This window comes from Geodermatophilus sp. TF02-6 (genome assembly GCF_003319115.1).
Classification (GTDB): Bacteria; Actinomycetota; Actinomycetes; order Mycobacteriales; family Geodermatophilaceae; genus Geodermatophilus.
The window spans coordinates 1-15,306 of record NZ_QOHF01000007.1; the positions used below are offsets into that span (position 1 = coordinate 1).

Genomic DNA, 15,306 nt, shown 5'->3' on the forward strand with positions numbered 1-15,306 from the left:
CCAGCGAAAACGGCGGATCCACACGGCTCTACGATGGTCGACCTATCGTCGCGAGCACCAAGCCGACGCACGCCGCCATCACTTCCGACGACGACTCAGGCTCCAGGTTGTAGCCCTGTAGTACTAGGTCCGTCCCCCTCCGCTGGGGGCGTGGTCGACGTCCCCCGGCCCGGCAAGCCGCCATTCCACGTGAGGGCCGGTGTCACAGGGGTCCCCTACTCTCGGGTGGTGTCCGCCGCCGACTCGCTCGAACGCCTGCGCGCTGCCGCCGACGACGGGCGCCTCGACGAGCTGGCGCGTCGGCACGGCGTCGCGCTGATCACCGTCTTCGGCAGCGCCGTCCGCACCCCGGAGCGGGCCCGCGACCTCGACGTCGCGGTGTCCCTTCCCGCGGGCTCGCACGGGCTGGTGGCGCTGGTCGGGGATCTCGCCGACCTGACCGCCAGTGACGACGTCGACCTGTTGGTTCTCGACGGCGCCTCCCCGACGGCGCGGTTCTCCGGGCTGGTCGGCGTGCACCTGCTGTACGAGGCGTCGCCCGGCCTGTTCGCCCGCACCCAGATGGCTGCGGCTCTGGAGTTCTACGAGACGGCGTGGTTGCGCGACCTGGAACTACAGCGGATGGCGACCTCGTGACACCTCGTCCCGTCGACGTCGCCTCGGTGCAGGCCAAGCTCCGGTCGATCGACGAGCTGCTGGGCGCGCTGCGTCTGGTCGGAGAGGTCGACGGCGTCCGGCTCGAGCGGGACCTGCTGCTCCGCCTGGCGGTGGAACGAGCCCTGACCCAGGCCGTCGACCTGACCGTGGCGGTCTGCAGTCACGTACTGGCCGCCGAGACGACGACGGCTCCGACGACGTACCGCGACGCCGTCCGCGCTGCGGCCGAGCACGGCGTGATCACTGCTGCTCTGGCCGAGTCGCTGGTGGCCGCCGTCGGCCTGCGCAACATCCTGGTGCACGAGTACGCCCGCGCGGACCTCTCGATCGTCGCTGCGGCCGTGCCCGTGGCGCAGCGGGACCTGGCGGACGTCGTCCGGCAGGTCGCGAGGTGGTTGCAGCACCGGGAGTGACCCCGGGGCCGGTGCGGAACCCGCGTGGCGACGCCGACCGGCTGTTCGACCTCGACGACTTCGGCGTGGTGTGCGCGCTCGACGTGGCGGTCGGCGCGGTGCGGTCGTTCCTGCGCCAGCGGGCGTGCAGGCACGGCCGGGCGCAGCCCGGCGACCGGTTCTGCGCGGCGTGCGGAGCGGCCCTCGTGGCTCCCGAGCTGCCGTAGGCCGGCGGCACGTCGCGTTCAGCCCTTGACTGCCACGCCGAGCCCGGGTACGCATCGCTGCGACGCTTCGCGACCAGCGCCACCGAGTCGATCGGCGTGTGGGTCAACGTGATCACCGACGATGCTCCAGCAGCACAGGTCGACACCGAAGCACTGTGAGCTCAGATCTGATCTAGCTGACCCGGGTGCTCGACCAGATCGCTGTACTCGCCGCCGCAGGTCGGCAGGCCGCCCGGTCTCCCCGGACCCGACGGCGAGGCAGGCGAGCAGTTGCCTACCTGCGCGGCAGGCGAGAGCGTGAGCCGAGGCGACGCCGCAGGGGCGTCCCCACCAGACGCGAGGAGCGGTGGCATGCACGCACGGTCGACCAGCATCAAGGGCAACCCCGACAACGTCGACGCCGGCATCGCCTACGTCCGCGACGAGGTGCTGCCGGCGACCCAGCAGGCCGAGAGCTGCATCGGCCTGTCGATGCTCACCGACCGGGACAGCGGCCGCTGCATCGTCGCCACCGCGTGGAAGGACGAGCAGGCCATGCGGGCGACCGCCGAGGAGGACCGCGCCGTCCGGGACCGCCTCACGCAGACCCTCGCCGGCGAGCAGGCCGACGTCCAGACGTGGGAGATCGCCATCCTGCACCGGGAGCGCCCGGCCGGCGACGGCGCCGGCGCGCAGGTCTCCTGGGCCCGCATCGCGCCCAACCACCTCGACGACCTGCTACACGCCTACCGCAGCAACCTGATGCCCAAGCTCGCGGAGCTGCCCGGCTTCTGCAGCCTGAGCATGCTGGTCGACCGGCGCAACGGCCGCACGGTCAGCGTCACCAGCTTCGAGACCCGCGAGGCCCTCGCGCTCGTGCGCAAGCACGCCCGGTCCCTGCGCGAGCAGTTCGCACGGGCCATGGGCGCCCGCATCGTGGACGTCGCCGAGATGGACCTCGCCCTCGCCCACCTGCGGGCGCCCGAGACCGTCTGAGCGGGCTCAGTCCTTCATGAACCGGACCGCCAGCGCGGCCGCGCCGTAGGCCAGCGAGCTGGCGACCGCCCGCACCGTGGTCCTCCGGCCCGCCCCGCGGGAGGTCGCCAGCGCGGTCACCGAGTCGAGCAGGTTCATCGCCGCCACCGCGACCAGCCCCCGGTCGACCTCCTCGTCGGTGCGCGCGGTCAGCGCCAGCGCGGAGACGACCAGCGCTCGGCTGCCGAACAGCCGCTGCAGCTGCAGGCCTCCTGGCGTCACCGGGACGCCGTACCCGGTGGCGACCGCTCGCGGCGCGACCAGGCTGACCAGCCCGAACGCCGCCCCGGCGGCGCCGAGCGCCCTCGCCAGCGCCCGCTTGGACACCCCTCCGACCGTCTGCGCCATGGCGATCTCCCTGTACGAGGCCCGGACGGCGTCGACCCGCCGTCCGCCGGAGTCAACCAGTCCGGCTCCCGGCCCGCACCAGCACGAGCCCGCCCGGCAGTAGCGTCGGACGGCGTGGCGGTCGACCCCCGCGGCGCCGACGTCGACGTGCAGCACCGCGCCACCAGCTGGGGCGTGGTGCGCAGCCGCGTCGTGGGTCGGCCGCGGGACGGCGTCCCCGAGGTGGTCGTCGTCCACGGCCTGGCCGTCGCCGACTACCTCCAGCCGGCCCTGTGCGAGCTCGGCACCTGGACCCGCGCGCACCTGGTCGAGCTGCCCGGCTTCTCCGGCAGCGGGGAGCCGCCGCACCCGATGGACGTCGGCCAGTTCGCCGACGCCGTCGTCCAGTGGCTGGACGCCAGCGGCCTCGACCGCGTCGTCCTCGTCGGGCACTCCAGCGGCACCCAGGTGGCCGCCCACGTCGCCGTCCGCCGGCCGCACGTCACCAGAGCGCTCGTCCTCGCCAGCCCGACGATGGACCCGCGCTTCCGCAGCACCCGGCGGATCCTGCTGGCCTGGCGCCGCAACCACGCGCTGGAGCCGCCGAGCCTCGACGAGCGGCACACGCCCGAGCGGCAGCGGGCGGGGCTGCGCCGGGTCCGGCACGCGCTGCGCGTCCACCTGGCCGACGCCCTGGAGGACGTCGTCCCCTCCGTGCCGGTCCCCGTGCTCGTCCTGTACGGCGATCAGGACCGGATCTGCACCGAGGCGTGGGCGCGCGAGCTCGGCGAGCTGGCCCCCGACGGCCGGTTCCGCCTGGTGCCCGGCGCGCACAGCTTCGTGTGGACGGCGCCGTCGGCCTGGTCCGCGCCGATCGAGGAGCTCGCCCGCGAGGTGGCGTGAGCCCCGATGTGGCTACACTCATGCCTTGAGATGTGGCCACAAGGGGGTCGTGATGAGCTCGATCGGCGTCCGTGAGCTGCGGGACGGGTTGAGCCGTTTCCTGGCCGAGGTCCGCGCCGGGCGCACCATCACGGTGACCGATCACGGCCGACCGGTCGCCCGCATCGTCCCGGTCGACGAGCCCAGCCCACTCGAGCGGCTGGTCGCCGAAGGGCTCGTGCAGCCGGCCCGCCAGCGCACGCGGTCGGCACCCCAGCCGGTCGAGGCCTCCGGGACGGTCAGCGACCTGGTCGCCGAGCAGCGCAGGTGATCGCCTACTTCGACACGTCTGCCGTGGTACCGCTGCTCGTCCAGGACGAGCCCGGCTCCGAGGTGTGCCTCCGGGTCTTCCTCGAGGCGGCGGCCGTGGCGACCGTCCGGATGACGTTCGCCGAGACTTGCGCCGCGCTGGCCGGCGCATCCCGGCTCGGCCGCCTCACCGCCGAGGCACACGACCGAGCGCTGGTCGAGTTCGAATCGGTCTGGGCCCAGATGGACGTCGTCGAAGTCGACGACGTCCTCGTCCGCACAGCGGGAGCCTTGGCCCGCACGCATGCTCTCCGCGGCTACGACGCGGTCCACTGCGCTGCAGCCCTGCGATTGACCAGCGAACGGACCATCGCGCTGGCCGGTGATCGAGCCCTGCTCGCCGCCTGCCGCAACGAGGGTCTCCGGGTGATCAACACGCGCGCCCGAGCAGGGTGATCCCCAGCGCTCGTGCGCTGCAGAGGGTCACAGCCCGGATCCTCCCGTGTGGGGTCACGACGACAGCCGGGCTCGCACGTCCAGACCTCGGTCCCGCGCGACCACGGCCCGGGCGCGGGCGGCGAGTTCCCCGTAGCAGTCCTGACAGCACCGCTAGGGTGCCCGGCCATGGCGCGGCGCCTGGTCCCGTTGCTGGCCCTGGCGCTCGTCGGCTGCTCGATGGGCGCAGGCGTCAGCGACACCGGCGACGCGCCTGCTCCCACTCCTCCGGCTCCCACCACGACCGGCACCACGACCACACCACCGCCGGAGGGCCCGGTCACCCTCGCCTTCGCCGGGGACGTACACACCGCCGGGCGGCTCGAGGAGCGCTTCAGGTACCCCGAGACCGCGCTCGCCCCGGTGGCCCCGATGCTGGACGGCGCCGACCTCACCATGGTCAACCTCGAGACCGCCGTCACCGACCGCGGCACCGCCCAGGACAAGACGTTCACCTTCCGCGCGCCGCCGTCGGTGTTCGACGACCTGCGGGTCGCCGGCGTCGACGTGGTGAGCATGGCCAACAACCACGGCGTCGACTTCGGGCCGGTCGGGCTCGCCGACTCCCTCGACGCCAGCCGGCAGCGGGACTTCCCGGTGGTCGGGGCTCCTGCGCCGAGCTCGGCGACTCGCCGTCCTGACCGCGAGCGGTACCCGACGGCCGTGCCACCGGCAGGGCGGCGGCGCTACGGTCCGGCATGACGTCCCCGGGGAAGGGCACACCGCCACGGGGGCGCCTGGCCCGCACGGCTCGGCTCGCCGCGCTGCCGGCCGCCTACGCCGGGCGCACCGCCGTCGGGATCGGCAAGCGGATCGGCGGCCGGCCCGCCGAGGCCGTCGCCGCGCAGGTGCAGCAGCGCACCGCCGAGCAGCTGTTCGCCACCCTCGGCCGGCTCAAGGGCGGCGCCATGAAAGTCGCCCAGGCGATGTCGGCGATGGAGGCCGCGCTCCCCGAGCAGCTGGTCGGCCCCTACCGCGAGACGCTCGTCCGGCTGCAGGAGGCGGCGCCGCCCATGCCGACCGCGCTGGTGCACCAGCAGCTCGACACGTCGTTCGGGCCCGACTGGCGGCGGCTGTTCCGGGACTTCGCCGACCGGCCCGCCGCGGCGGCCAGCGTGGGGCAGGTGCACCGCGCCACGTGGTCCGACGGCACGCCGGTGGCCGTCAAGGTCCAGTACCCCGGCGCCGGCGAGGCGCTCGTCGCCGACCTGGGCGTGCTGCAGGGGCTGGCGCCGGTCGTGCAGGCGGCCGCGCCCGGCCTCGACGCCCGGCAGCTGCTCGCCGAGCTGCGCGACCGGCTCATCGAGGAGGTCGACTACGCCCGGGAGGCCGAGGCCCAGACCGCGTTCGCCGACGCCTACCGCGGCGACCCCGACATCGTCGTCCCCGACGTCCTGGCGGTGCAGGAGCGAGTCCTCGTCACCCGGTGGGTCGACGGCACCCCCCTGTCGCGGGTCGTCGCCGACGGCGCCCCGGACGACCGCGACCGCGCCGGCCTGCTGCTCGTGCGCCTGCTGGCCTCCGGTCCGGTGCGCGCCCGACGGCTGCACGGCGACCCGCACCCGGGCAACTTCCGGCTGCTGGACGACGGCCGGCTCGCCGTCCTCGACTTCGGGGCCACCGAGGCCCTGCCGCACGGCTGGCCGGCCCGGCTCGGCCCACTGCTCGCCGCCGGGCGGGACGGCGACGCCGCGGCGCTGCACCGGATCGCCGCCTCCGCCGGCCTGCTCCGGCCGGACCAGGTGACCCCCGACGCCCTGCTCGACCTGCTCGACCCCTACCTGGCGCCGCTGCGCAGCCCGACCCACCGGTTCACCCGCGCGTGGTTGCAGGAGCAGACCCGGCGCGCCTCCGACCCCCGCAGCGCCGCCGCCCGCACCCAGCGCCGGCTGACCGTCCCGCCGCGGCACCTGCTGCTGCAGCGGGTGGCCGCCGGGCTGGTCGGCGTCCTGTGCTCGCTGGGCGCCACGGTGGCCGTGGACGGCGAGGTCCGGCGGTGGGTGCCCGGCTACGACGGCACCCGCACCGTCCATCGCGAGGAGGACTGATGACCGGCGAGGGACCACGCGACGCCGACCGGCGCAAGCAGGACACGCTGGCGCTCCTGACCCGGCCGGCGGTCGACGTCTGGGTCGCCACCGCCGGCACTGGCGACGCGGACGCCTCACAGCCCCACCTGGTTCCGGTGTCCCTCGCGTGGATCGACGAGCGCGCCGTCATCGCGGTGGAGGAGAGCTCGCGCACCGCCCGCAACATCGCCGGCGGCGGCACGGCCCGGCTCGGCGCGGGACCCACCCACGACGTCGTGCTGCTCGACGTCCGGCTCGAGCGCTCTCTGCCCGTTCCCGACCCCGCGGCGCACGAACTGGCCGAGCGCTACGCCGCCCAGGCCGACTGGGACCCGCGCACCACCGGCCCCGGCTACCGCTTCCTGGTGCTGCGCCCGGAGCGCATCCAGGCCTGGCGCGAGGCGGACGAGATCCCCGGCCGGACGCTGATGCACGCCGGCGCCTGGCTCGTCTGACCCGGTTCCGCAGGTAGCGACTGGTCGGTCGGCGTGTGAACAGCAACAGGTGCCTTCCGACCAGGGAGGATCAGTGGTGTCGAGCCCCTGATCTCTTCTCGCGGAAGGCACCTGTTGGGGGAGCAAACTACGACGTGGCAGCGGTCGTGGCAGGCAGGTCCGGATCGGCGCGCCGGACGCGTCGCTGACCGGCTGCGGCGGCGTGGCGGTGCTCGCCGAGCTGGAGCACCGCCTGGGCGTGGCGGCGGCCTTGGACACCGCAGTTGGGCCGATCAAGCAGCGTGACCGTGGCCTGTCGGCGGGGCAGTTCCTGCTCGCACTGGCGCAGGCGCAGATGTGCGGGGAGACCGCGCTGGTCGGCTGTGACCGGCGGCGCGCCGACGCGGTCGCCGAGGAGTTTTCGGCGGTGCCGACGCCGGCATCGACCACCGCGGCGACGCTGGCCCGCCGGTTGTCCGAGGAGCAGTGGCTGTCGGTGGAAGACGCCCTGGCCGCTGTCGCCGCCCGCGTGCATCGGCTGCTACCGGCCCGGCGACGGGCCGCGCTGGAAGGGCAGCCGCCGACGATCGATCTGGACACCACCGACACCGAGGTCTACGGCCGGCGCAAGCAGGGCGTGTCGTTCAACCACTGCGGGCAGAGGGTCGGTCGCACCCACCTGGCCAGCTGGGCGCAGGCCTCGCTGCCGCTGGCCGCCGATCTGCGCGACGGGCGCAGCGACCCGCGCACCTACTCCACAGAGCTGATGCAGCGGGCGCTGGCCGGGCTGGCCCGGATCGGGGTGTACCGACCCGGCGACCCGACCGCGCCGCGACCGCGGTTTCGGGATGGACACCGGTTACAGAGCGGCGAGCTGGCCCGCGCGGCGGTCGAGGCCGAAGGCGACTTCAGCATCGGTGTCCGCCGCGGTGAGGCGGTCTGGGCGGCGGTGTCCCGAGTGCCGGCCGGCGGCTGGGCCCCGGCCAAGGGCATGCCCGGCACCGAGGTCGCCGTCGCCGACTATGCCCCGGCCGGCTGGCCACAGGGCACCGTCTGCATCGTGCGCCGGGTCCGGCACAACGCCGCGGACATCTCCGCCGACCCGCGCGCCCGGTGGCGGCGCACCATCCCCAAAGAACAGCTCGCCCTGGCCCTCGACGGCGAGGTCGACGCCGTCTACGGCTACTCCTTCATCGCCACCAACCTGCCCGCCGACAGCCCAGCACAGGCGGTGGCGATCGAGGCTTGGCATCGTGGTCGCACCGATGTCCAGGACCGCTTCCGCGACGCCAAGCACGGCGCCGCCCTGCTCCACCTGCCCTGCGGCGACCCGGCGGTGAACACCGCCTGGCTGTGGGCCGCGTTGCTGGCGCTGGCACTCTCGGCGTGGCTATAAGAACTCGGCGGTCTCGATGACGGCGACGGCCGCGGCCGGGCGCACCTGGGCGGCCTGCGCCGCGAGCTGATCTGCGTCCCCGCCCGGCTGATCCGCCACAGCCGCGAACTCATCCTGCGGCCCGCCCCCGGTCAGCACGGCATCCTCGCCGCCGTCCTGGCTCGGCTACGCACGCTACCGGCAGCGGCCTGACTCTCGGCCTCCCCGGCCCCGACTCCAAGATCACGAGCCTGTGGACCTCCGCCTCCCGGAGCGACATCCCGGCCACTGGGCTGCCCAAACCTCGGCCGGAACGACCCAATCAAGATCCAACCGCGTGATCGGCGGCGTGCCCGGCACCATCTGCGGAACCGGGTCTGACCGCGCCGTCCCGCGCTCCCGTCCTCACCGCTGCGGCAGCGGGACGGGCGGAGGCTACGGCGACGCCGACGGCCCGCCGGTCGGGGAGTCATCGTCGCCGGCGCGGTCCGGATCGGGCCAGACGTCGTCCGCCCGCCGCTTGCGCTCGTCCTGCGTGCGCCACCGCCTGACCTCGGCCCGCGCGAGCACGAAGGCCAGTAGCACCGGCCAGACGTACTTCGCCTTGTCCAGGAGCTCCCGCACCCACGCGGGCAGCTCGGGCAGGTCCCAGTCGGGCAGCGGGATGTTGGGCAGGTCCCAGTCAGGCCACGGGATGGCCGGCAGGTTCCAGTCCGGCAAGGAGATCGAGAAATGCGGCAGCGGAATGTCGATCCGGGACAGCAGCCACAGCCCGAGCACCGGCAGCAGCACGCCCAGCACGGCGGGCGCGGTGCGGCGGACGGCGTACCGGTGGGGGTGGGCGCGGATGGCCGCCTCCCGCACCGCGGCCCGCGAGCCGGGCTCCGGGTCGGCGCCCTGATGGGCGACCTGGACGTCGCGGCCGCGCTCGCCCGCGACGAGGCCGCCGTCCACGACGGGCTGCTGCCCTGGGTCGAGGTCGCCCGGGCCGCCGGCGAGATCCGCAATGACATCCCGGCCGCCCGGCTGTGCTCCTGGATCACGGTCGTGCTCGACGGCTTCCTCAGCCGCCTCGCCGATGAGCAGGGCTTCACCGTCACCGCGGATCAGGACGTGCTCGTCGACACCGTCCGGCGCCTGCTCGCGCCGTGACCGCGCGGCTCAGCCACGAGGTGTCGGCCCCTCGCCGGCGCGAGACACTACACGCGCGTCAAGCGATCACATGCAGTGAGCGGCAGCGGCATGACCAGACCAGCGGTACGTCCTCGTGCCTGCCGACGAACGCAAGTGGCGCCATCCGTCACGGCCACATTCCTTGGCTGACCAGTACGTCGACCTGACGCAGCAACCGTGCGAGGCTCGGCGCCGCCACAGCAGCGGCGTCCGGTTGCCACGCCGTCTCCGCATACTCGGAGATCAGCGAGGTGTACTCCGGGCCTACCCGCCGTGGACTTCTTCCTGGTGGAACGATGCCGCGCCGGATCAACGCGCTGCTCGAGCGGCGGCACAGGTCGACGAGCGCCCCCTTCGGATCGGCCAGCTCTTCCGGCGACTGCGGCAGCCGATCACGAGTGACACCGAAGAACGAGGCAAACGTCTGCCCGTCGGCCAGCAGCCAGGCGTCAAGGGTGTGGACTGCGATACGCAGAGCCAGCGCGGGCGCCTGCTCCTCGGGCGCCAGCAGCCTGCGGCGAAGCGTCATTGCGCAGTCGTTGCCATCACGGTCGAGATCACGGACCGCCAGCCATGGGGCATGGCGCGCCGCCTGGTTGTACTTGGCGACACGGCGGTCGAACTCCTGCTTGCCGCGTGTCACCTTCACCCGGCGCGGATCGACCTCGAGCCCGCGGGTCCGTAACACGGCGGTCATCGCGACCCGGTCCGTCTCACCCTCGACGACGAGGCCCACCAAGCGCGGGCTCAACGTGAGGCGAGGTCGATGCGTGCCAGCCGTTCTACGCCTTGGGGCCTCGACCGCGGAAGTCCCACCTCGGCAACGGTCAAGCCACTGTGGATGTCCTCCAGCGCGTCCTCATCCTCGGCGAGGATGTAACCCGTCGTCCCGTCGTTGCCGACCTCGAGCACGAGCACCTCATCGGGTCCCACGCTCTCGTCACTGAGCAGGTCGGGACTGTGGGTCGTGAGGATGACCTGGGCGCCGCCCCGTTGGGCGCGTGCGAGAACCGAGGGCAGCATCCGGACGACCTCCGGGTGCAGAGACAGCTCCGGTTCCTCGAGCAGGACCGGGGCGCCCCGGCGCTGCACTTCGACCAGGGACCACAGCAGGCCGATGAGCCGCAGCGTCCCGTCGGAGAAGTCACTCTCGTCCTGCCTCGCCCCACTGCTTCGCCAGTTCGTGTACCGACTCTCGAGGTGCGGACGACCCGCCGTGTCCTGGGTGATCGACAGCGACTCGAACTGGGGTACCGCCACTTGCAGGGCGTCGGTGACACGACGTAACCATGCGTCCCGAGTCTTGACCGGAACGGCGTTCATCCGCGCGATGAAGTCGCCGCCGAAGGGGTCATCAGGGCGCGTCCCTGCGCGGGACGAGTCACGGATCACCTGCGGCACCAGGTGCAGATAACGCGTGGCCGCGAGGAATTCGGCCACTTCCCGGAAGTCCTTGTTCGCCGATATCTGCTCCAACGCGGTCTGCGTCAGCCGCTCCGGGTCGTCTTCGTCGTTCGAGTCTGGGCGGTTGAGCACCACCGCACCCCGGTCCCGGACGACCTCAGTGGCAACCACGACCCGGTTCCGTCCCGCGCCCTCGCCTCGGAAAGAAAGCTCGTAAGTCCAGCGCTGCGGTTCGTCGTCGTCACCCAGACTCACCTCGACTGAGACATGACCGTGGTTGTTATTTCGGGCGAAGAGACAACGCACACGACTGAGCCCACCGCGCGCGCCAACTGCATCCTGCAGCCCTCCTCCTGGACCGGCGAGGTCGCGCAGAAAGCGAATCGAGTCCAGGAGGTTGGACTTTCCGGACGCGTTGGGGCCGATCACGATGAGTCGCTGACCGACTGGAATCCGTAGGTTCTTGAACGTCCGCCAATTACGCAGGGACAAACTTGTGATGCGCACACGGCCTCCTGTCTCGCGAGATCACTCTACGAGTCCGGGAGACCAAGACGAAGACGCGCGCGGTGTCGACCCGAGTCCGTCAGCAGCGTGACGCTCCCGTCGGCCCAGGAGAACCAGCGCCGTCGGGTTGGTGCTGCACCACCTCACCGTTGCTCTGGTGGTCACTCGGTGGACGAGCATGCGAAACGGTTCGCGGCCTGACTTGCCGACGGCGATCAACCGGCTGATCGCCGCATCGACCACATCTGGGCCGGGCGCTCGAACTGGGTGGCGATCTCCCAGCTCACCGGCGTGGCGGTCTCCTTGCGGAAGTTGGCGACCGCCACCCGCGCCAGCTCCGGGTCGGCGGCCACCCGGGAGGCCAGCTCCAGCGCACGGGACTCCACCGCGTCGTCGTCCACCGACTCCCAGGCCAGGCCCAGCTGCACGGCCCGGTCGCCGTCGATCTCCTCACCGAACAGCGCCATCGCCGCCGCCGCCTCGCGGCCGATCAGCCGGGACAGGATCACGAAGTGCCCACCGCCCGGGTGCATCCCCCGCCTGAGGAACCCGCACAGCAGCCGGGCGTCGCGAGCGACGATGCGCAGGTCGGTGGCCAGCAGCATGTTCATCCCCGCGCCTACCGCCGAGCCGCGCACCGCCGCGACGGTCGGCACGCGGACCTGCCCCAGCCGGTAGAAGGAGTCGTAGATGGTCGACATGCCCGCGTAGGCGGCGGGCTCCGCGGGGTCGCGGCCGGCGTCGGTCAGCGTCTGGATGTCCCCGCCCGCGCAGAACGACCTCCCCACCGCCCGCACGACGAGTGCCCCGACCTCCGGGCGGGCGTCCACCTCGTCGAACAGCGCGCTCAGCTCGGCGGCCATCGGAGGGGTCAGCGCGTTGCGCCGCTCCGGTGCGTTCAGCGTCACCACCGCCACCGCGCCGTCGACCTCGAGCAGCACCTCACCGGAGCCAGCAGCCACGAGCCCACCTCTCGTCGGGCGGCCGGCCTGCTGCCGGCCGTTCACGAGATGGCATCAGACCACGGACGGCGCTCAGACCGCGGCCGGCACCCGATCGCCCGGACGACGACGGGCGGACCGGACGACGGTGCGCGCCAGCCGCATGGGACCGGTGTCCCACGGTCGCAGGACCTCCGGGGCGGCGTCGGCGACCGGCGCCTCGACCGCCGCAGCAGCCGCCGCCGCAGCCCGCTCGGCCGCGGCCCGCTCGGCCGCCAGCGCCGCCTCGGCCGCCCGGCGCCGGGCCAGCACGGCCTCCTTCTGCCGGTCGATCCGCTCCCGCTCGGCCATCACCAGCAGCTCCTCGCGCGCCTGCGCGACGGTGAGCCGCGACGCCTGCTGCATCTGCTCGACCTCGACGTCGCCGGAGTCCCGCATCGCCGCGAGCCGGTCGTAGGCGCTGGGCGGGCCGAAGGTGAGCAGCAGCTTCACCAGCACCGGCAGGACCTCGATGCACATGAACAGCAGCGACAGCATCGCCTGCGCGGCCGCCAGCGTGGCGTTGCGGTCGCCGAGCCGGTGCAGCGCCTCCAGCCGGATGAGGATGCCGCCGTTGGCCTCGTTGGTCGCGTCGAACGCCGACTGTAGCCGGTCCTGCTCCGCGGTCAGCCGGGCCAGCTCCGCGTTGTCGGTGTCCAGCGACGACGCGGCCTGCTGGGCGGCGCGCGCCTCGGCGGCCGAGGCGGCCGCGACGGCGGCGTCCAGCTCGCCCTCGGCCGACGTGACGACGGCGGCCTGCGCGTCCGCGGCCGCCCGGGCCTGCTCGTAGGCGGTGCCTGTCCCGGCCTCGCCGGTACCGCACGTGCCGTCGAGCTCGCACTGCGCCCTGGTCTGCAGCTCCTGCGCGGTGGCCAGCGCCTGGTCGTAGGCGGCCTGTTTCGCCGTCACCGCGCCGTGCACCGCCGCCAGCTCCGCGTCGCTCTGCCCGCCGCTGGCCACGACCGCCTCCTCGGTGGCGATCCGCTCCCGCAGCGCCGGCAGGCCGGCGAACCGGGCGTCGGACTCCAGCGACGTCCGGTACGCGTCGGCGGCTTGCGCCTGCATCGCCACGATCTCGGTGTCGATCTCCTTGTGGAACACCTGCAGGGTCAGCGGCGTCGCGACGACCGCGCCCAGCACCAGCGCCAGCCCCACCCGGGGCACGGCCAGCACCAGGTTGCGCCTGAGCGACGCGTCGTGCGCCATGCCGACCAGCAGCATCCGGTCGAGGTTGACCACGACCGCGCCCCAGCCCAGGCCGACGAGCAGCGCGAACGGCCACCACACGCCCAGCGCCATGTGCACGGCGAACGCCATCGACAGGACGGCGAGCCCGCCGGTGCTCAGCAGGACGCCGCCCAGCGCGACGAACCGCGGCCGCGCGCCGGTCGCCGCCTCCAGCACGTCGGGACGCGCCCCGCCGAGCACGGCCAGGCCGTCGCCGATCCGCCGCTGCCGATCTGCCATCCGGAGCTCCCCGGGCGACGGGGGTCGTGGGTCAGCCGCCGCCTCAGCTGGCCTATCGGCAGCATCGCGCGCACCGACGACCGTGGTCCGTCCCACCGGCCCCGTCCGCCACAGCTCTTCGGCGCGGGTCCGGCGCCGGGCGTCGTCCGCCGTGCCTACCGTGGGCGGGCGCGCCGGGGCGCTCAGCGAGGAGGGTGGCGGTGGACGGCGAGGCGGAGGTCGTGACCAGCCCGGACGGGACGGCGAGCCCGCCCTGGGCGGCGCAGGCGGTCGACGTCCTGGCCGCGCAGCTCCCGGACGCCCGGGTGGCGACGCTGTCCGGAGCCGGGCACGAGGGGGTCGACACCGCCGCGGCCGCGGCCGCCGCACGCCTCACCTGCTTCTCCGGAGACCCGCGACGGTGACGCCGCGCCGCGCCCGCCGCACCGCCGCGGCCCTCGCCGTCGTCCTGGCCACCGCCGCCTGCACCGGCGGGAGCGGCGACGAGGTCGGGCCGGCGCAGGTCGACGTCCCCGACGACTCCCTCGCCCTGCTCGGCACCGTCGACCTGGACGCCGCCGTCGACGGCGACGCCCGCCTCTCCGACCTCGCGCCCTCCCCCGACGGCGACCCGGTCGCCCTCCTCGGCGACGGCGGCACGCGCAGCTGGCTGGTCGACGTCACGACCGGTGACGGGGGGCCGACCGCGACCGGCGTCCGCGAGATCCCCGCCGTCGGGGACGACGCCGAGCTCGCCGTCCTGCCCGACGGCGGCGCCCTCGTCGCGGGCACGAACCCGACCGCCGGCTACCGACTGCTCACCGTCCCGCCCGGCGGGACGACGCCCACCGTCACCGACCTCGGGCTGCGCCCCGACCGCGCGACCACCGCCCTCTCCCCCGACGGGCGCACGTTCTACGCCGCCGTGGCCCTGCCCGACGCCGGCCCCGCCCAGCTCCTCGCCGTCGACCTCGCCGCCGGCACCGTCCGCACCACCGCCCCGGTCGTCCCCGACGGCACCGTCGCCGCCCTGGCCGCCCGTCCGGACGGCGGCCTCGCCGCGCTGCTCGAGACCGCAGGACGCACCGTGCTCGGCGAGTACGACGCGGACCTCCGGCCGGTCGGCGAGCCGGTCGACCTCGTCCCCGAGGCCCCGGTCAGCTCCCCGGCCGACCTGGCGCTCACCGCGGACGGCACCGCGGTCGCCACCCTGCACCTCGGCGAGGCGCGCAGCAGCGGAGAGCTGGTCGCCGTGGCGGACGGCGCGGTGCAGACCGTCGTCGTCCTGGACGGCGTCGGCGACTCCGCCCTCGACCTCGCCATCGCCGCGGACGGCCGCACCGCCGCCGTGCCCCGGGCCGACCTGATGTTCCCGGCCGAGCTGATCACCGTCGACCTGGCGACCGGCGAGCGGGTCGCCGAGGTGCGGCTGTGCCCCGGCGCCGGCGTCCTCGGCCAGGTCGCACCCGTGGACGGCGGGGTCGTCGTCACCGGCTCGTGCATCGACGACGACGGACCGCAAGCGACGGCGTTCCTCGTCGGTTGAGCCGCCGGGACGGCGCGTCGGGCGGGCCCGCCACCCCCGGCTGAGCGTCCTCGGCCGACCGCTGAGCGT

The 15,306-nt window shown here is 74.1% G+C and carries 19 protein-coding genes and 1 pseudogene; 14 read left to right on the forward strand and 6 right to left on the reverse strand.

The features are described 5' to 3' along the window. Window positions 1-228 precede the first annotated feature (228 nt). The 4 genes from DQ238_RS08015 (at window position 229) to DQ238_RS08030 (ending at window position 2,251) form a co-directional block, all read left to right on the forward strand. Window positions 229-636 carry a nucleotidyltransferase family protein gene (locus DQ238_RS08015; RefSeq protein WP_147263026.1) on the forward strand — a complete coding sequence of 136 codons (408 nt, stop codon included), beginning with the start codon at window positions 229-231 and terminating at the stop codon, window positions 634-636. After that, window positions 633-1,070, forward strand: coding sequence for a DUF86 domain-containing protein (locus tag DQ238_RS08020; RefSeq protein ID WP_158550733.1), 438 nt, complete (start codon window positions 633-635; stop codon window positions 1,068-1,070). The genes DQ238_RS08015 and DQ238_RS08020 overlap by 4 nt, the downstream gene beginning before the upstream one ends. An 11-nt stretch (window positions 1,071-1,081) precedes the next feature. After that, window positions 1,082-1,276 (forward strand): hypothetical protein, encoded by a 195-nt coding sequence (locus tag DQ238_RS08025; RefSeq protein ID WP_147263027.1) that lies wholly within the window; start codon window positions 1,082-1,084, stop codon window positions 1,274-1,276. 351 nt (window positions 1,277-1,627) lie between these two features. Then, window positions 1,628-2,251, forward strand: a complete 624-nt coding sequence (locus DQ238_RS08030) for a hypothetical protein (protein ID WP_113780779.1) — start codon at window positions 1,628-1,630, stop codon at window positions 2,249-2,251. 6 nt (window positions 2,252-2,257) lie between these two features. Here the strand turns inward: DQ238_RS08030 and DQ238_RS08035 are convergent, their stop codons facing one another. Beyond that, on the reverse strand, window positions 2,258-2,638 hold the full coding sequence (locus DQ238_RS08035; RefSeq protein ID WP_147263028.1) for a hypothetical protein: 381 nt from the start codon (window positions 2,636-2,638) through the stop codon (window positions 2,258-2,260). A gap of 114 nt (window positions 2,639-2,752) precedes the next feature. On the opposite strand from DQ238_RS08035, the gene DQ238_RS08040 reads away from it, so the two are divergent. The 7 genes and pseudogenes from DQ238_RS08040 to DQ238_RS08070 all read left to right on the forward strand — a co-directional run. Next, entirely contained in the window at window positions 2,753-3,520 is a 768-nt protein-coding gene (locus tag DQ238_RS08040; protein ID WP_113780781.1) for an alpha/beta fold hydrolase, read from the forward strand. Window positions 3,521-3,572: 52 nt separating this feature from the next. Then, on the forward strand, window positions 3,573-3,830 hold the full coding sequence (locus tag DQ238_RS08045; RefSeq protein ID WP_113780782.1) for a type II toxin-antitoxin system Phd/YefM family antitoxin: 258 nt from the start codon (window positions 3,573-3,575) through the stop codon (window positions 3,828-3,830). Then, on the forward strand, window positions 3,827-4,264 hold the full coding sequence (locus DQ238_RS08050; protein ID WP_113780783.1) for a type II toxin-antitoxin system VapC family toxin: 438 nt from the start codon (window positions 3,827-3,829) through the stop codon (window positions 4,262-4,264). The genes DQ238_RS08045 and DQ238_RS08050 overlap by 4 nt, the downstream gene beginning before the upstream one ends. Window positions 4,265-4,432: 168 nt before the next feature. Continuing rightward, complete coding sequence (locus tag DQ238_RS08055; RefSeq protein ID WP_113780784.1) at window positions 4,433-5,005, forward strand: CapA family protein; 573 nt, start codon at window positions 4,433-4,435, stop codon at window positions 5,003-5,005. Beyond that, complete coding sequence (locus DQ238_RS08060; protein WP_113780785.1) at window positions 5,002-6,351, forward strand: AarF/ABC1/UbiB kinase family protein; 1,350 nt, start codon at window positions 5,002-5,004, stop codon at window positions 6,349-6,351. The genes DQ238_RS08055 and DQ238_RS08060 overlap by 4 nt, the downstream gene beginning before the upstream one ends. Beyond that, window positions 6,351-6,827 carry a pyridoxamine 5'-phosphate oxidase family protein gene (locus DQ238_RS08065; protein WP_113780786.1) on the forward strand — a complete coding sequence of 159 codons (477 nt, stop codon included), beginning with the start codon at window positions 6,351-6,353 and terminating at the stop codon, window positions 6,825-6,827. The genes DQ238_RS08060 and DQ238_RS08065 overlap by 1 nt, the downstream gene beginning before the upstream one ends. Before the next feature lie 157 nt (window positions 6,828-6,984). Beyond that, window positions 6,985-8,202, forward strand: a pseudogene (locus DQ238_RS08070) (transposase); the annotation flags it as partial. A 414-nt stretch (window positions 8,203-8,616) separates the two neighbouring features. On the opposite strand, the gene DQ238_RS08075 reads toward DQ238_RS08070, so the two are convergent. Further along, on the reverse strand, window positions 8,617-9,045 hold the full coding sequence (locus DQ238_RS08075; RefSeq protein WP_147263029.1) for a hypothetical protein: 429 nt from the start codon (window positions 9,043-9,045) through the stop codon (window positions 8,617-8,619). 36 nt (window positions 9,046-9,081) lie between these two features. Between DQ238_RS08075 and DQ238_RS08080 the strand changes: the two genes are divergently transcribed. Continuing rightward, window positions 9,082-9,333 (forward strand): hypothetical protein, encoded by a 252-nt coding sequence (locus DQ238_RS08080; RefSeq protein ID WP_113780789.1) that lies wholly within the window; start codon window positions 9,082-9,084, stop codon window positions 9,331-9,333. Window positions 9,334-9,481: 148 nt separating this feature from the next. Here DQ238_RS08080 and DQ238_RS08085 read toward each other — a convergent pair whose 3' ends face one another. The 4 genes from DQ238_RS08085 to DQ238_RS08100 all read right to left on the reverse strand — a co-directional run bounded on the left by DQ238_RS08085 (window position 9,482) and on the right by DQ238_RS08100 (window position 13,712). Further along, a complete protein-coding gene (locus DQ238_RS08085) occupies window positions 9,482-10,090 on the reverse strand; it encodes a DUF4276 family protein (RefSeq protein WP_113780790.1) in 609 nt (202 codons plus the stop codon). 11 nt (window positions 10,091-10,101) lie between these two features. Next, a complete protein-coding gene (locus tag DQ238_RS08090; protein WP_113780791.1) occupies window positions 10,102-11,265 on the reverse strand; it encodes an AAA family ATPase in 1,164 nt (387 codons plus the stop codon). Window positions 11,266-11,480: 215 nt separating this feature from the next. Further along, window positions 11,481-12,227 (reverse strand): enoyl-CoA hydratase/isomerase family protein, encoded by a 747-nt coding sequence (locus DQ238_RS08095; protein WP_113780792.1) that lies wholly within the window; start codon window positions 12,225-12,227, stop codon window positions 11,481-11,483. A 72-nt stretch (window positions 12,228-12,299) separates the two neighbouring features. Further along, window positions 12,300-13,712, reverse strand: coding sequence for a DUF4407 domain-containing protein (locus DQ238_RS08100; protein WP_113780793.1), 1,413 nt, complete (start codon window positions 13,710-13,712; stop codon window positions 12,300-12,302). Between the two features lie 200 nt (window positions 13,713-13,912). Here DQ238_RS08100 and DQ238_RS08105 point away from each other — a divergent pair, with 200 nt between their 5' ends. Together DQ238_RS08105 and DQ238_RS08110 are read left to right on the forward strand one after the other, a co-directional pair. Continuing rightward, window positions 13,913-14,116, forward strand: coding sequence for a hypothetical protein (locus DQ238_RS08105; protein ID WP_113780794.1), 204 nt, complete (start codon window positions 13,913-13,915; stop codon window positions 14,114-14,116). Continuing rightward, on the forward strand, window positions 14,113-15,237 hold the full coding sequence (locus DQ238_RS08110) for a hypothetical protein (RefSeq protein WP_113780795.1): 1,125 nt from the start codon (window positions 14,113-14,115) through the stop codon (window positions 15,235-15,237). The genes DQ238_RS08105 and DQ238_RS08110 overlap by 4 nt, the downstream gene beginning before the upstream one ends. The last annotated feature ends 69 nt before the right edge of the window (window positions 15,238-15,306 follow it).

Bases quoted from the DNA above. Each gene is read 5' to 3' on its own strand.
- DQ238_RS08060 (WP_113780785.1), top strand. From the start codon at position 5,002: ATGACGTCCCCGGGGAAGGGCACACCGCCACGGGGGCGCCTGGCCCGC.
- DQ238_RS08100 (WP_113780793.1), bottom strand. From the start codon at position 13,712: ATGGCAGATCGGCAGCGGCGGATCGGCGACGGCCTGGCCGTGCTCGGC.
- DQ238_RS08055 (WP_113780784.1), top strand. From the start codon at position 4,433: ATGGCGCGGCGCCTGGTCCCGTTGCTGGCCCTGGCGCTCGTCGGCTGC.
- DQ238_RS08045 (WP_113780782.1), top strand. From the start codon at position 3,573: ATGAGCTCGATCGGCGTCCGTGAGCTGCGGGACGGGTTGAGCCGTTTC.
- DQ238_RS08030 (WP_113780779.1), top strand. From the start codon at position 1,628: ATGCACGCACGGTCGACCAGCATCAAGGGCAACCCCGACAACGTCGAC.
- DQ238_RS08065 (WP_113780786.1), top strand. From the start codon at position 6,351: ATGACCGGCGAGGGACCACGCGACGCCGACCGGCGCAAGCAGGACACG.
- DQ238_RS08080 (WP_113780789.1), top strand. From the start codon at position 9,082: ATGGGCGACCTGGACGTCGCGGCCGCGCTCGCCCGCGACGAGGCCGCC.
- DQ238_RS08035 (WP_147263028.1), bottom strand. From the start codon at position 2,638: ATGGCGCAGACGGTCGGAGGGGTGTCCAAGCGGGCGCTGGCGAGGGCG.